Annotated in this window: 15 protein-coding genes; 11 read left to right on the forward strand and 4 right to left on the reverse strand. The window is 66.8% G+C overall.

Annotated elements, in window-relative coordinates:
- Positions 1 to 24: 24 nt before the first annotated feature.
- The 9 genes from ACQR1I_RS01995 (at position 25) to ACQR1I_RS02035 (ending at position 9,681) form a co-directional block, all read left to right on the forward strand.
- A complete protein-coding gene (locus tag ACQR1I_RS01995) occupies positions 25 to 978 on the forward strand; it encodes an ABC transporter permease (protein WP_434865505.1) in 954 nt (317 codons plus the stop codon).
- Positions 979 to 980: 2 nt separating this feature from the next.
- On the forward strand, positions 981 to 1,883 hold the full coding sequence (locus ACQR1I_RS02000; RefSeq protein ID WP_434865506.1) for an ABC transporter permease: 903 nt from the start codon (positions 981 to 983) through the stop codon (positions 1,881 to 1,883).
- A 211-nt stretch (positions 1,884 to 2,094) separates the two neighbouring features.
- Positions 2,095 to 3,144 carry an ABC transporter ATP-binding protein gene (locus ACQR1I_RS02005; RefSeq protein ID WP_434865507.1) on the forward strand — a complete coding sequence of 350 codons (1,050 nt, stop codon included), beginning with the start codon at positions 2,095 to 2,097 and terminating at the stop codon, positions 3,142 to 3,144.
- Positions 3,145 to 3,172: 28 nt separating this feature from the next.
- Positions 3,173 to 3,370, forward strand: coding sequence for a hypothetical protein (locus ACQR1I_RS02010; protein WP_434865508.1), 198 nt, complete (start codon positions 3,173 to 3,175; stop codon positions 3,368 to 3,370).
- A complete protein-coding gene (locus ACQR1I_RS02015; RefSeq protein ID WP_434865509.1) occupies positions 3,367 to 4,779 on the forward strand; it encodes an amidase in 1,413 nt (470 codons plus the stop codon). The genes ACQR1I_RS02010 and ACQR1I_RS02015 overlap by 4 nt, the downstream gene beginning before the upstream one ends.
- Positions 4,780 to 5,014: 235 nt before the next feature.
- Positions 5,015 to 5,998 carry an ABC transporter ATP-binding protein gene (locus ACQR1I_RS02020; protein WP_434865510.1) on the forward strand — a complete coding sequence of 328 codons (984 nt, stop codon included), beginning with the start codon at positions 5,015 to 5,017 and terminating at the stop codon, positions 5,996 to 5,998.
- Positions 5,999 to 6,121: 123 nt separating this feature from the next.
- Entirely contained in the window at positions 6,122 to 6,391 is a 270-nt protein-coding gene (locus tag ACQR1I_RS02025; protein ID WP_434865892.1) for a GlsB/YeaQ/YmgE family stress response membrane protein, read from the forward strand.
- 193 nt (positions 6,392 to 6,584) lie between these two features.
- On the forward strand, positions 6,585 to 8,327 hold the full coding sequence (locus ACQR1I_RS02030; RefSeq protein ID WP_434865511.1) for a type I secretion system permease/ATPase: 1,743 nt from the start codon (positions 6,585 to 6,587) through the stop codon (positions 8,325 to 8,327).
- Positions 8,328 to 8,340: 13 nt separating this feature from the next.
- Positions 8,341 to 9,681 (forward strand): HlyD family type I secretion periplasmic adaptor subunit, encoded by a 1,341-nt coding sequence (locus ACQR1I_RS02035; RefSeq protein ID WP_434865512.1) that lies wholly within the window; start codon positions 8,341 to 8,343, stop codon positions 9,679 to 9,681.
- A 208-nt stretch (positions 9,682 to 9,889) separates the two neighbouring features.
- Here the strand turns inward: ACQR1I_RS02035 and ACQR1I_RS02040 are convergent, their stop codons facing one another.
- The 3 genes from ACQR1I_RS02040 to ACQR1I_RS02050 all read right to left on the reverse strand — a co-directional run bounded on the left by ACQR1I_RS02040 (position 9,890) and on the right by ACQR1I_RS02050 (position 12,812).
- The gene (locus ACQR1I_RS02040; protein WP_434865513.1) at positions 9,890 to 10,372 is read right to left on the reverse strand and encodes a CinA family protein; all 483 of its coding nucleotides are present in this window, start codon (positions 10,370 to 10,372) and stop codon (positions 9,890 to 9,892) included.
- A gap of 87 nt (positions 10,373 to 10,459) precedes the next feature.
- Entirely contained in the window at positions 10,460 to 11,773 is a 1,314-nt protein-coding gene (locus tag ACQR1I_RS02045) for an MFS transporter (RefSeq protein ID WP_434865514.1), read from the reverse strand.
- Positions 11,774 to 11,891: 118 nt separating this feature from the next.
- Entirely contained in the window at positions 11,892 to 12,812 is a 921-nt protein-coding gene (locus tag ACQR1I_RS02050; protein WP_434865515.1) for a transcriptional regulator GcvA, read from the reverse strand.
- 114 nt (positions 12,813 to 12,926) lie between these two features.
- Here ACQR1I_RS02050 and ACQR1I_RS02055 point away from each other — a divergent pair, with 114 nt between their 5' ends.
- Together ACQR1I_RS02055 and ACQR1I_RS02060 are read left to right on the forward strand one after the other, a co-directional pair.
- Entirely contained in the window at positions 12,927 to 13,130 is a 204-nt protein-coding gene (locus ACQR1I_RS02055; RefSeq protein ID WP_434865516.1) for a DUF1127 domain-containing protein, read from the forward strand.
- 78 nt (positions 13,131 to 13,208) lie between these two features.
- Positions 13,209 to 13,769, forward strand: a complete 561-nt coding sequence (locus ACQR1I_RS02060; RefSeq protein ID WP_434865517.1) for a GNAT family N-acetyltransferase — start codon at positions 13,209 to 13,211, stop codon at positions 13,767 to 13,769.
- Between the two features lie 198 nt (positions 13,770 to 13,967).
- Here ACQR1I_RS02060 and ACQR1I_RS02065 read toward each other — a convergent pair whose 3' ends face one another.
- Positions 13,968 to 14,669: an SDR family NAD(P)-dependent oxidoreductase gene (locus ACQR1I_RS02065; protein WP_434865518.1), complete on the reverse strand. Its 702-nt coding sequence runs from the start codon at positions 14,667 to 14,669 to the stop codon at positions 13,968 to 13,970.
- Positions 14,670 to 14,719: the final 50 nt, after the last annotated feature.

Genomic DNA, 14,719 nt, shown 5'->3' on the forward strand with positions numbered 1-14,719 from the left:
GGATAGACCTTCAAAAGGTGACTCGTGCTCTCTTATGCTGCAAGGCGGATGGTCTATGCGATCCCGATCATCATCGGCGTCGCGCTCGTCTGCTTCATGCTGGTCCACATCACGCCGGGTGATCCCCTCGTCGCGGTGCTGCCGGCCGACGCGTCGCAGGAGCTGGCGCAGCAGCTGCGTACAGCCTACGGCTTCGACAAGCCGCTGCCGGTGCAGTTCGGGCTATGGCTGTGGCGCGCCGTCAATGGTGATCTCGGCAGCTCGATCGCGACCGGCCGTCCGGTGCTGGCCGAGGTGCTGCGCGCGGTCTCCAACACCGTGACCTTGGCGATCGCCGCCGCCATCATCGGCTTTTCGCTCGGCCTGTTCTTCGGCCTCGTCGCCGGCTATTTCCGCGACACCTGGATCGACAAGGTCGCGACCTCGATCGCCATCGCCGGCGTGTCGTTGCCGCACTATTGGCTCGGCATGGTGCTGGTCATCATCTTCTCGGTCGAGCTGAACTGGCTGCCGGCCGTCGGCGCCGGTCCGTCCGGCTCGGGTGCCTGGGCGTGGGACTGGGCGCATATCCGCTTCCTCATTCTGCCTGCGATCACCACCTCGGTGATCCCGATGGGCATCATCACTCGCACCGTGCGGGCACTGACGGGCGACATTCTGAGCCAGGACTTCGTCGAGGCCTTGCGCGCGAAGGGCCTGCGCGAGACCCAGGTGTTTCGTCACGTGCTGAAGAACGCCGCGCCGACCGCGCTCGCGGTCATGGGCCTGCAACTCGGCTACATGCTCGGCGGCTCGATCCTGATCGAGACGGTGTTCTCGTGGCCCGGCTCGGGCCTGCTGTTGAACTCCGCGATTTTCCAGCGTGACCTGCCGCTGCTGCAGGGTACGATCCTGGTGCTGGCGATGTTCTTCGTCATCCTCAACCTCGTGGTCGACATCGCGCAGGCCGCGATCGATCCGCGCATCAAGCGGGGCTAGCGATGAGCGTCACGTCCCCGAGCGCGATCAACGATCAATCCCTGCAGGCCGCGCCAGTGGCCAACGCGCGCGGCTATTGGGAGACCGTCGGCCGCCGCATCGTCAGGGACAAGGTCAGCATGGTCTGCGTCGCGATCCTGCTGCTGATCTTCCTCTCGGCATTGCTGGCGCCGTACCTGCATCTCCCCGATCCCTATCAGGGCTCGATGATCCGCCGCCTGCGTCACATCGGCACGCCGAACTATCCGCTCGGCACCGACGAACTCGGCCGCGACATGCTGGCGCGGCTGATCTACGGCGGCCGGCTCTCGCTGCTGATCGGCATCTCACCGGTCATCCTCGCTTTCGGCATCGGCACCATGCTCGGCCTCGTCGCCGGCTATGTCGGCGGCTGGGTCAACACGATGATCATGCGCACCATCGACGTGTTCTACGCCTTTCCCTCGGTGCTGCTGGCGATCGCGATATCAGGCGCGCTCGGCGCCGGCATCACCAACTCCATCGTGTCGCTGACCATCGTGTTCGTGCCGCAGATCACGCGCGTCGCCGAGAGCGTCACCACGGGCGTGCGCAACCGCGATTTCGTCGAGGCCGCACGCGCGTCGGGGGCCAATGCCTTCACCATCATGCGCGCGCACATGCTCGGTAACGTGCTCGGCCCGATCTTCGTCTACGCGACCGGCCTGATCTCCGTGTCGATGATCCTCGCCGCCGGCCTCTCCTTCCTCGGCCTCGGCACCAAACCGCCGGAGCCGGAATGGGGCCTGATGCTGAACACGCTGCGCACGGCGATCTACGTCAATCCCTGGGTTGCGGCGCTGCCGGGCGCGATGATCTTCGCGGTGTCGATCTGCTTCAATCTGCTCAGCGACGGCCTGCGCAGCGCGATGGATATTCGGAGCTGATAATGGCCGTGCCAGCTTTATTGGAAAATCGCTCGGCATCGGCGGTGCACCTCTCCCCTTGTGGGAGAGGTCGGATTGCATCGCCAGATGCAATCCGGGTGAGGGGTCTGTCTCCGCGGATAGAGACCCCCCATCCGTCGCGGACTGCGTCCGCGCCACCTTCTCCCACAAGGGGAGAAGGGATCCACGCGGCGGCAGCGAGGTGATTCTCATGAGCGAGCCTGCAGTCGTCACTGGCCTCGCCCCCATCGAGGACCTCGGTGGCAAGGCGCAGCCGTTGCTGCGGGTCGATGGGCTGACGAAACACTTCCCCGTGCGCGGCGGGCTGTTCGGCGCACGCAAGACGGTGCGGGCCGTTGACGATGTGTCGTTCAACATCAGCAAGGGCGAGACCGTCGGCATCGTCGGCGAGTCCGGTTGCGGCAAGTCGACGACGGCGCGGCTGTTGATGCATCTGATGGAGCGCGATGCCGGCGAGATCATCTTCGATGGTCGCCAGGTCGGCCACGAGATCTCCTTGCGCGAGCTGCGCCGCGGCATGCAGATGGTGTTTCAGGACTCCTATGCCTCGCTCAATCCGCGCCTGACGATCGAAGAGTCGATCGCGTTCGGGCCGAAGGTGCATGGCATGATGGATGGTGCGGCACGCGCGCTGGCGCGCGAGCTGCTCGGCAAGGTGGGCTTAAGGCCCGAGATCTTCGCCAACCGGTACCCGCACGAGATCTCCGGCGGCCAGCGCCAGCGCGTCAACATCGCCCGCGCGCTGGCGCTGTCGCCGCGACTCGTCATCCTCGACGAGGCGGTGTCGGCGCTCGACAAGTCGGTCGAGGCCCAGGTGCTCAATCTGCTGATGGACCTCAAGCGCGACTTCGGCCTGACCTATCTGTTCATCAGCCACGACCTCAACGTCATCAACTACATCTCCGACCGCGTGCTGGTGATGTATCTCGGCGAGGTCGTCGAGCTCGGTCCGGTCGAGCAGGTCTGGGCGAAACCGGCGCATCCCTATACGCGGGCCCTGCTGGCGGCGATGCCGTCGTCGGATCCGGACAAGCGCACCGAGGTGCCGCCGCTCTCCGGGGATCCGCCCAACCCGATCGATCCGCCGCCGGGTTGCCGCTTCCACACCCGCTGTCCGTTTGCCGAGGCGCCATGCGCGAATGTCGCCCCAAGGTTGACGGAGCTGGATACAATGGGCCATCAGGCCGCCTGCCACATGGCGATCCCAGGTTCGGGGCACAGCCGCGCACCAGCCGCCTGACGGTAGGACATCAGCAGCGAGAAGCGGAATGACCAGACCCACGCCCCAGCAAGTCCATGCCATCGCCGAGGCCTCCGGCCTGCCGGTCGATAAGGAGGTTGCAAACCGGATTGCCGACGCCATCGGGCCGGCCTTCGACAATTTCGCCGCCGTTGCCGGCACCCTGCCGTTCGACCTGGAGCCTTCGAGCTACGTCGTGGCGCAGACCCTGAAGGTGGGCCGATGAGCACCGAACCTGCGTTGATGACCCTGACCGAGGTGGCGAAGGCCATCGCGGACAAGAAGCTGTCCTCGGTCGAGGTGACGCGCTCCTGCCTGCACCGCATCGCACAGTGGCAGCCGAAGCTGAACGCCTTCATGGCGCTCGAGTCCGAGTCGGCGCTGAAGCTGGCAGCCGAGGCCGATGCTGTTCTTGCGAAGGACGGGCCGAAGGGGCCGCTGCACGGCGTGCCGCTCGCCCACAAGGACATGTATTACGAGGCCGGCCACATCTCGACCTGCGGCTCGCTGATCCGGCGCGACTTCGTCGCGACGACGACCTCGACCGCGCTGCAGCGGCTGAAGGATGCCGGATCGATCCGGCTCGGCACGCTGCAGATGGCCGAGTTCGCCTATGGTCCGACCGGCCACAACGCCCACTATGGTCCGGTGCACAATCCCTGGAAGCTCGGTTACGTCACCGGCGGCTCGTCGTCCGGCTCGGGCTCGGCGGTCGGCGCCCGTCTGACGTTTGCGGCGCTCGGCTCGGACACCGGCGGCTCGATCCGGACGCCCGCGAATTTCTGCGGCGTCACTGGCCTGAAGGTTACCTGGGGACGCGTCAGCCACGCCGGCGCGATGCCATTGTCGCAATCGCTCGACACGGTCGGGCCGCTGGCGCGGACCGCAGAAGATTGCGCGCTGCTGCTTGGCCTGATGGCCGGTGCGGATCCCGAGGATCCGACCGCCAGCGCCGTTCCGGTGCAGGACTATGTCGCGGCAACCAAGGCCTCGATCAAGGGGCTCAAGATCGGCGTCCCCAAGTCATTCTACGTCGACGATCTCCATCCCGAGGTGGCGCGCTGCCTCGATGCGACGATTGCGGTGCTGAAGACCGAAGGCGCCGATGTCGTGCAGGTCGAGCTGCCCGACCAGCGCCAGCTCACGGCCGCTTGCCAACTCGTGCTGGCGGTCGAGGCCGCCGCGTTCCACAAGCGCTGGATGATCGAGCGGCCGCAGGACTACGGGCCGCAGGTGATGATGCGGCTGCAGCTTGCGCTGGCCGTGTCCGGCGTGACCTATCTCGAGGCGCTGCGCTGGCGTGGCGCCGCGCTGGCCGCGCATGTCGCAGCGACCTCCGGCGTCGATGCGATCATCGCGCCGGCATCGCCACTCGTCACGCCGTCCATCGCGGAGAGCGATGTCGGCGGCGCGCCTGGTGCGGAAGCCCTGATCCAGCACATCACGCGTTTCACAAGGCCTGTTAACTATCTCGGCCTGCCGTCGCTGGCGATTCCCTCCGGCTTCACGTCAACAGGCCTGCCCGTCGGCATGCAGTTGATTGGCCGCTCGTTCGACGAAGCCACCATCCTCACCATCGGCGCCGCCTTCCAGCGCGCGACCGACTTCCACGCGCGTGTGCCGACGCTGCCATGAGGCGTAGCATTCGCTCCACACATTCGGTGTCGTCGCGGCCAAGCCTGACGTCGCGCAGCGACGGCGGGCGCCGAGCCGGGATCCATAACCACCGGCCGTCATGTTGCGATGGCTCGGAGTGGCGATCGTGCCACGAACGTGGATCGGGAGTATGGGTCCCGGGTCGGCGCACGACGGCGCGATGCGCCGACGTGCTTGCCCGGGACGACACCGAGTTCGTCAGGAACGAATTGCCATGACCAACCTCGTCGAGATCAACGACCTCACCATCCGCTTCACCGGCGAGCGCAACGTGCATGCGGTGAACGATGTCAGCCTGTCGCTGGGCGATGGCGAGGTGCTCGGGCTGCTCGGCGAGTCCGGATCAGGCAAGAGCGTGACGATGCGGGCGTTGATGCGGCTACTGCCGCGGAAGCGGACGCAGATCTCCGGTAGCGTCCGAGTGTTGGGCCGCGACGTGCTCGCCATGGGCGACGAGGAGCTGTCGCAGTTCCGCGGCCGCACCGTGTCGATGATCTTCCAGGAGCCGGGGCTGGCGCTCGATCCGGTCTACACCATCGGCCGACAGATCGCCGAGACGGTGATGCGCCACGAGGGCAAGAGCTACGCCGAGGGCACCGCGCGTGCGCTCGAGATGCTCGAAATCGTCAGGATCCCCTCGGCCAAGCGCCGCCTCGAATCCTATCCGCATGAGATGTCCGGCGGCATGCGCCAGCGCGCGATGATCGCGCTGGCGCTTGCCTGCCGTCCCAAGGTGCTGCTCGCCGACGAGCCGACCACCGCGCTCGACGCCACCGTGCAGATCCAGATCCTATTGCTGCTGCGCGAGTTGCAGCGCGAGCTCGGCATGTCGGTCATCTTCGTCACCCACGACATCGGCGTCGCCATCGAGATCTGCGACCGCGTGGCCGTCATGTATGCCGGCCAGATCGTGGAGCAGGGCGCGTTGCGCGACATCGTGCGCCGGCCCGTTCATCCCTATGCGCGCGGCCTGCTGGCCTCCACCATCCATGGCGCCAAGCGCGGCGAGCGGCTGCAGACCATTCCGGGCACGCCGCCGTCACTCGACCAGGCGCCGCAGAGCTGCTCGTTCGCGCCACGCTGCAGCTTCGCCCAGCCGCGCTGCTCGGAGGCGATGCCGCCGAGTGTCGAGCTCGGGCCGCAGCGGTTCGCGCGCTGTATTCTCGCCGAGGCGCCCGTGGGTGTGGCGGCGACGTAACGGTTGCCGGTGAAACGCGCCACGCATGTGAGGAACTGCGGACGGCGTGTCGAACCCTTGCGGCAGCCCCGCTAGGATGGCCCCTGCGCGGACATGTTCATCAGCGCCAAGTGGGGGCATCCGATGCACGTATCGAACGAAGGTATCTTGGTCATCCTGTTCGTCGGCCTGATCGCGGGCTGGCTGGCCGGCAAGATCGTGCGCGGCACCGGCTTCGGCCTGATCGGCGACATCGTGATCGGCGTGCTCGGCGCCTTCGTTGCCAGCTTCCTGTTCCCGCGGCTTGGCGTTCATCTGGGGACCGGGCTGGTGTCGGAGATCGTCTATTCCGCCCTCGGCGCCATCATCCTGCTGCTGGTCGTCCGCTTGGTGCGGACCGGCGGCCGGCTCTAGGGCTCTGGACCCGGCCGTCTGAACGTTTGCGCGGTGCGCCACGACACATCCTGCGTACGGCTTATTTACGCTAAGGTGAGTGACGTTGGACGCTTGCCGCAGGAATCAGTATATTTCGCCTTGTTTGCCGCCAGTTTGTGATTTTGATCGGCGGCGCCGCAGCTCATTTTGATCAATCGAAGAGATGGTATTGATGGCGGTCGCACCGCACGCAAGGCAATCCGAGCTCAGCGAAGCCTTGCGCGGCTGCCGCAGCGCCTTCATCGGCGTCGGAGTGATGAGCTGCATCATCAATCTGCTGTACCTGACCGGCTCCATCTTCATGCTCGAGGTCTATGACCGCGTGCTGCCGAGCCGGTCGGTGCCGACCCTGATCGGTCTCATCATCATCGCCGCCGGGCTCTACGCCGCGCAGGGTGCGCTCGACATGATCCGCAGCCGGATTCTCGGCCGGGTCGGCACCGCCCTGGACGAGAGCCTCAACGCGCGGGTGTTCGAGACCGTGGTGCGGCTGCCGCTGTCGACCGGGGGCCGCAACGAGGGTCTGCAGCCGCTGCGCGATCTCGACAACATCAGGAGCTTTCTCGGCAGCCAGGGGCCAAGCGCGTTCTTCGATCTGCCGTGGCTGCCGCTGTATCTCGCGATCTGCTTCGCATTTCACGTCATGCTCGGCGTCACCGCGCTGGTCGGCGCCATCATCCTGGTTGCGCTGACGCTGGTCACCGAGTTTCTCACCCGCACGCCGGCCAAGGAGGCGATGGGGCTCGCCGCCCGCCGCAATGATCTGGCCACCGCGAGCCGGCGCAACGCCGAGGTGCTGGTGGCCATGGGCATGACCGGGCGGCTGATGCAGCGCTGGGGCGAGACCAACGAGAAATATCTCGCGGGCAATCAGCGCGCCAGCGACGTCGCGGGCGGGCTCGGCGCCATCGCCAAGGTGCTGCGCATGATGCTGCAGTCGGCGGTGCTCGCGGTCGGCGCCTATCTCGTCATTCATCAGGAGGCCACCGCCGGCATCATCATCGCGGGCTCGATCCTGAGCGCACGGGCGCTCGCGCCGGTCGATCTCGCCATCGCGCATTGGAAGAGTTTTGTCGCCGCGCGCCAGAGCTGGCGCCGCCTCAGCCAGCTGCTGCAGACGATGCCGGAGCGTGCAGCGCCGACGCAGCTACAGCCGCCCGTCAGCAAGCTCGCGGTCGAGGGCATCTCGATCGTCGCGCCGGGCGATCAGAAAGCGATTGTCCAGGATGTGAGCTTCACGCTGTCCGCCGGCAATGGCTTGGGCATCATCGGTCCGAGCGCGTCCGGCAAGTCGTCGCTGGTGCGGGCGCTGGTCGGCGTGTGGCGCCCGGTGCGCGGCCATGTCCGGCTCGACGGCGCGGCGCTCGACCAGTGGTCGACGGACGAGCTCGGCCGCCACATCGGCTATCTGCCGCAGGATGTCGAGCTGTTCGCGGGCTCGGTGGCGCAGAACATCTCCCGTTTTGATCCGAACGCCTCCGCGGACGGCATCATCGCCGCCGCCAAGGAGGCCGGCGTCCACGACATCATCATCAAGATGCGCGACGGCTACGACACCCAGATCGGCGAGCAGGGCGCGGCGCTGTCCGCCGGGCAGGCCCAGCGCGTCGCGCTGGCGCGCGCGCTCTACGGCAATCCGTTCCTGATCGTGCTCGACGAGCCCAATTCCAATCTCGACACCGAAGGCGACGAGGCGCTGTCGCGGGCCGTCCGCTCGGCGCGGGCGCGCGGCGCGATCGTCGTCGTGGTCGCGCACCGGCCGATCGGCATCGAGGCGGTCGATCAGGTCCTGGTCATGAAGGATGGCCGTGCGCAGGCGTTCGGGCCGAAGGAAACGGTGCTGGCCCAGGTGCTGCAGCCGCGCCCGCCGGCGCCGATCAAGATCGTGTCGGAAGCCGGCGTGGCGAAGTCGTGAGGAGCCGGATCGCATGAGCAGCCAGGTCATCATCGGCCCCGTACCGGGATTGCAGAAGCCGGAGAGCGCAAAGCAGTCGATCCGGCGCCACCTCATCGTCGGCATGGCCGTCGTGGTTGCGGTGGCCGGCGGGCTGGGCGGCTGGGCGGCCACGCAGCAGATCTCCGGCGCGCTGATCGCGCCCGGCCAGATCGTCGTCGAGTCCAACGTCAAGAAGGTGCAGCATCCGACCGGCGGCGTCGTTGGCGAACTGCGCGCGCGTGACGGTGACGTGGTGAAGTCCGGCGATATCGTCGTCCGGCTCGACGACACCGTGACCAAGGCGTCGCTCGCCATCGTCACCAAGAATCTCGACGCGCTGCAGGCGCGCGCCGCCCGGCTCGAGGCGGAGCAGCGCGGCTGGGCCAAGATCCTGTTCCCACCGCAAATCCTGCAGCGCATGAGCGATCCCGACGTCAAGAGCCTGACCGCGAGCGAGACCAAGCTGTTCGAGGTCCGCGTCAACGGCCGCATCGGGCAGAAGGCGCAGCTGCGCGAGCGCGTGGCCCAGCTGACCGAGGAGATCGAGGGGCTGTCGGCACAAGTGAGCGCCAAGGATCAGGAGATCACGCTGGTGCAGAAGGAGCTCGACGGCGTGCGCCAGCTCTACGAGCAACACCTGGTGCAGCTGTCGCGCCTGACGACATTGGAGCGCGACGCCGCCCGCCTCAATGGCGAGCGCGCGCAATTCATCGCCGCCCGCGCCCAGGCCAAGGGCAAGATCAGCGAGACCGAGCTGCAGATCATCCAGGTCGACAAGGACATGGTCAGCGAGGTCTCCAAGGATCTGCGCGAGACCACCGACAAGATCGGCGAGTTCGTCGAGCGCAAGGTCACCGCCGAGGACCAGTTGCGCCGCGTCGACATCCGGGCGCCGCAGGACGGCATGGTGCTGCAGTCCTCGGTGCACACCGTCGGCGGCGTCATCACCGCCGGCGACACCATCATGCTGATCGTGCCGCAGAGCGACGATCTGCAGGTCGAGGCCAAGGTCAATCCGCAGGACATCGACAAGCTGCAGGTCGGACAGAAAACCTTGCTGCGGCTGTCGGCCTTCAACCAGCGCACCACGCCGGAATTGAACGGCGTCGTCAGCCGCGTCTCGCCCGATGTCACCACCGACCAGCGCACCGGCCAGAGCTACTACACCATCCGCGTCTCGATGTCGCCGGAGGAGATCGCGCGTCTCGGCGACGTCAAGCTGATCCCGGGCATGCCGGCCGAAGCCTTCGTCCAGACCGGCGACCGCACTGTCATCTCCTATCTGATGAAGCCGCTGCACGACCAGCTGATGCGCGCCTTCCGGGAGAAATGAGGGCTGCGGCCCTTCTCGCTTAAGCCACCGTCGGCGCCACAAACTCGCTGTCATCCCCTCGAACGCGGGGATCCATAACCACAGGCGGATGTTGGTTTGCTCAGCGGGGCAACGCCCAGCGTGCCCCAATCGAGATCACGCGGTATGGGTCCCGGATCAGCGCCCGCCGCCGCTTCGCGTCGTCAGGCTTGTCCGGGACGACAGCGGATTATGTGTCGAGATGCTTGAGTAAAAGCTGCAGCGCGCTTTTCGCGAACAGCTGCATGTTGGCGAAACGATCGCTGCTGCCGCTTTCCAATGTCACCACGGCTGACGCCGGGCCATCGACCGCAAAGCACGCATGCCCTGCGGCATCGCCGTAGCGGTTGCCGGTCGGGCCCGCGGCGCCGGTCTCCGACAAGCCCCAGTCGGTCGCAAAGCGCGTCCTGATCTGCTTGGCCAGCAGCGCCGCATAAGGCTCCGAGGCCGAGCGGATGCCCTTCATCGCCTCGTCGGGAATGTCCATCAGCACGCGGCGCGCGTCGCGGGTGTAGACCACGGCGCCGCCGAGGAAGTAGGCCGAGGCTCCGGGCACGGCGAGCAGGGATGCCGCGATCAAGCCGCCTGCCGAGGACTCCGCCACCGCGATGGTCTGCTTGCGCGCGATCAACCGCGCGGCAACCTGTTCGGCAACGGCAATCAGTTCGTTCATGACAGACCTCGCTCGGCTCCAGCCGCACCGTCAAAAGAAACGGGCGGCATCGGATGATGCCGCCCGCGACGTCAACAGACAAGCCGATCAGGCCGCGGCAGGCTCGCGTGCTGCGACCGCCTGCCGGCCACCGCGATAGACGGTTGCCGCCGCGATGATGCCGAGCACGGCGGCGAACATCAGCCAGAAGCCGGGCGAGGCCTTGTCGCCGGTCTTCTCGATCAGCCAGGTCGCCGCGAATGGCGTGAAGGTGCCGAACAGCGCTGCGGCGAGCGCGAAGGCCAGCGAGAAGCAGGTGGTGCGGACATGCGCCGGCACGATCTCGACGAGCGCACCCAGCATGGTGCCGCTGTACATGCCGAAATAGAACGAGAACATCATCTCGACCGCCAGCATCTTGCCGAAGCTGGGCGCCGCCACCAGCCAGCTCAGCGCCGGATAGGCCGTCAGCAGCGACAGCGTCGCGATTCCGATCAGCACCGGCTTGCGGCCGATCTTGTCGGAGAGCGCCCCGCCGACCGGATTCCAGATGAAGTTGGTCACCGCGACCAGCAGCGTCACCAGCAGAGCGTCCGCGGTCGACAGCTTCAGCACCGTCTTGCCGAAGGTCGGGGTGTACACGGTGACGAAGTAGAACGTCGTCGTGGTCAGGATCGCGATCATCATGCCGAGCAGCACGATGCGCCAGTTGGCCAGCGCCGAGGCGAAAACCTCGCTGGTGGTCGGGTGCTTCTTCATCGCCAGGAAGGCCGGCGTCTCCTCCAGCGTGCGGCGCAGGAAGAAGATCAGCGGGATGATCAGGCAGCCGACGAAGAACGGGATGCGCCAGCCCCAGGCGGTCACGGTGGCGGCGGGCATGCTCTCGCTGAGCAGATAGCCGAGGATGGAGGCGACGAAGATCGCGACCTGCTGGCTCGACGATTGGAACGAGGTGTAGAAGCCGCGGCGGCCCGGCGTTGCGATTTCCGACAGATAGACCGAGACGCCGCCGAGCTCGACGCCCGCCGAGAAGCCCTGCAGCAGGCGGCCGAGCAGCACGATGATCGGCGCGGCGACGCCGATGGTCGCGTAGGTCGGGCAGAACGCGATCACGACGGTGCCGGCGGCCATGATGCCAAGCGTCACGATCAGTCCCTGGCGGCGGCCGATCTTGTCGATATAGGCGCCGAGCACGATAGCGCCCACCGGGCGCATCAGCGCGCCGAGCCAGAACACGCCGAACGTATTCAGCAGCGACGCCGTCTCGTCTGATGACGGGAAGAACGCCTTGCCGATCGCGGCGGCGTAGAACCCGAACAGGAAGAAGTCGAACTGCTCGAGGAAATTGCCGCTGGTGGCGCGCAGGATCGCGCCGATGCGCGACTTGATGTTGGCCGGCTGCTGGGCTGGGGTGGATGACACGCGCGAAACTCCTGCCGTCGAGTGGCTCGTGCGGAAGTCATTCTGCGCCGGCCGGTGGATGGGTGCGACAATCTGCCATGCGACATCTTGTCAGCCAATAGATTTGATAGCCAAATCCTTAAGGCTGAACGGGATTTTGCGAGAGGCCCTTCTGCTGCGCTGCACCCTTGAGCCACTGCCGGAACGCCTTCAGCTTCAGTGGATCGGTCCGGCCCTCAGGGGTGACCAGATAGAAGCCGGCGTCGCTGGGCAGCGTCATCTTGAACGGGACGACGAGGCGGCCCTTGGCGATGTCGTCCTGGACGTAGGCGGTCCGCCCGATCGCGATGCCGAGCCCGTCGATGGCGGCCTGGACGGTCATCAGCGACAGGTCGAAGCTCAGCCTGCTCTGCCGCGACATCTCCACCGGCAGGCCGGCCGCGGTTAGCCAGAGACGCCAATCGTCGTCATAGCCGGCGCTCGCCTGCAGCAGCGTGTGGTGCGCGAGGTCCTCCGGGCAGCGCAGCGGCCGGTCTCCCTGCAGCAGCGCCGGGCTGCAGACCGGAAACAACTCGTCGGCCATCAGCCATTCGGCGCGCACGCCCGGCCAATGGCCGCGGCCGTAGCGGATCGCGGCGTCGACGTCGTCCTTGCGGAAATCGACCAGGCCGGTCGAGGTCGTGATGCGCACGTCGATGCCGGGATGGGCCTCCTGGAACGCGGTCAGCCGCGGCAGCAGCCATTTGGCGGCGAGCGAGGCGATGGTCGAGACCGTCAGCACCTTGGCGTTGTCCTTGCGGACCAGCCGCTCGGTCGCCAGCCTGAGATCGTCGAATGCCGCCCGAACCAGCGGGAGGTAGTCGCGCGCTTGCGGGGTCAAAGCCAGGCTGCGGTTCTGCCGGACGAACAGCCGCAGCCCGAGTTCATCCTCCAGGCGCTTGATCTGATGGCTGATGGCAGTCTGCGTCACGTTCAACTCGGACGCCGCACGGGTGAAGCTGAGATGCCGCGCCGCGGCCTCGAACGCCCGCAATCCGTTCAGCGACGGCAGCCGAGTCATGTCCAGCCTCCCCAACGCATGATTTTAATTCATCCGAAGCGGTAGTAAATGTCGTTTGTGGATGAAGCACAAGCCCTGGATAGTACACCCTCAAGGTATTTCCAGGAGGCTTCCATGTCCCTCTACGTCGCCTCGTCAATGACGAAACATCATGATCAGGGCTTTTGGTCCGGGGTCGGCGAGCTGCTCGCGGCCTGGCGTTTCCGCTACCGCACGCGCCATGAGCTGGCGCAGTGGTCGGAGCGCGATCTGCACGATCTCGGCCTGTCCCGCAGCGATATCGCCGCCGAGATCGACAAGCCGTTCTGGCGGGCCTGAGCCCCTCACTCTGGCCGCCACGCCGGCGCCGCTTCGTAAAGGAGGGCGCCGGCAACTTCTTTCCTGAGGACGCCTGCCATGCTGACGCCCGCTGTCGCCGATCTCGTTGCGTCTGACGTCATTCACACCCGGCGCGGCGAGTCCGTCCGGCTGCACTTCGTCACGCCCGATGATGCGGAGGCGCTGCAGGCCTATGTGCGGTCCTTGAGCGCGAGCTCACGCCACAAGCGTTTCCTCGGCGCGCTCAGCGAGCTGCCCAAGGCCGTGCTCGACGATTTCGTCGCGCTCGGCCGCAACGACCGCTACAGCCTCGTCGGGACGATGGATCACGAGGGCATCGTGGCGGAAGCGCGCTATGCGCTCGATCGCGTCACGGGCCGCGTCGAATTCGGCCTTTCGGTGCACGACCGCTGGCACGGCCACGGCATCGGCCCGGCGCTGATCGCCGATCTCGAACGCCGCGCGCTCGCGCTCGGCGGCGTCATGCTGTCGGGCGACGCGCTCAGCAGCAACAGCGTCATGATCGCGCTGGCCCGCAAGGCCGGCTTTACGATCCAGCCGCATGCCGATGATTGGACCCTGGTGCGGTTCGAGAAGGGGCTGAGCGCCGACCATCCGCGGCGCGTTTTTTTGCGCTGATTGAAGGATGATCGTCATCTCACGAGCGGTCCGTAGGGTGGGCAAAGGCGCGTTCACCGCTCCGTCCTTATGACCCCCCGCCGACGCGCCGTGCCCACCGTCTCGCAGCGAGCGAACAGCACAATGGTGGGCACGTCGCACCGGGTGATGCTGCGCATCACGCGGCGCGCCTTTGCCCACCCTACAGAACGCCACCTCTCAGAACGTCTCCACCCATGGCCGGAGCTCCATCTCCCAGCTCCAGGCGCTGCGTGGCTGCTGCAGCACGCTCCAATAACTCGCCGCGATCGCGTCGGGATCGAGCATCGAGTCCGGCCGCTCCGCCGGCTCCTGGCGTGCCGCGCTCCTGATGCCGCCATCGATGACGAAATGCGCGACGTGGATGCCCTGCGGCGACAGCTCGCGCGCCATGCTCTGGGCCAGGCCGCGTAGTGCGAACTTGCCCATCGCGAACGGCGCCGATTGCGCATAGCCCTTCACGCTCGCCGAGGCGCCGGTGAACAGGATCGCGCCGTGCTTGTTCGGCAGCATGCGCTGCGCCGCCTGCTGTGCCACCAGGAAGCCGCCGAACGCGCTGACGGAGATCGACTGCTGAACGTCGGCGGGAACGAGATCGACCAGCGCTCCGCGCGCCCGCGCGCTGGCATTGTAGACCACGAGGTCGGGCTCGCCGATCTCGCGCGTCACGAGGCCGAACAGCCGCTCGACCTCCTCGGGATCGGTGGCGTCGCACGGATAGGCCCGGGCGCCGGTCTCGTTGCAGATCGCGCCGAGCTTCTCGGTCTTGCGTGCCGCCAGCGCGACGCGAATCTTCTCACGCGCGAACAGCCGCGCCAGCGAGGCCGAGAGCCCTTCGCCGGCACCGACGATCAGGGCGATCTTGTAGGCAGGGATGTCCATGGGCATGTCCTCGGAAAGCGTCCGCAGCCATCAAGCTAATGTACCGGCGG

The sequence above is a fragment of the Bradyrhizobium sp. HKCCYLS2038 genome (assembly GCF_051167655.1).
Taxonomy (GTDB): Bacteria; Pseudomonadota; Alphaproteobacteria; order Rhizobiales; family Xanthobacteraceae; genus Bradyrhizobium.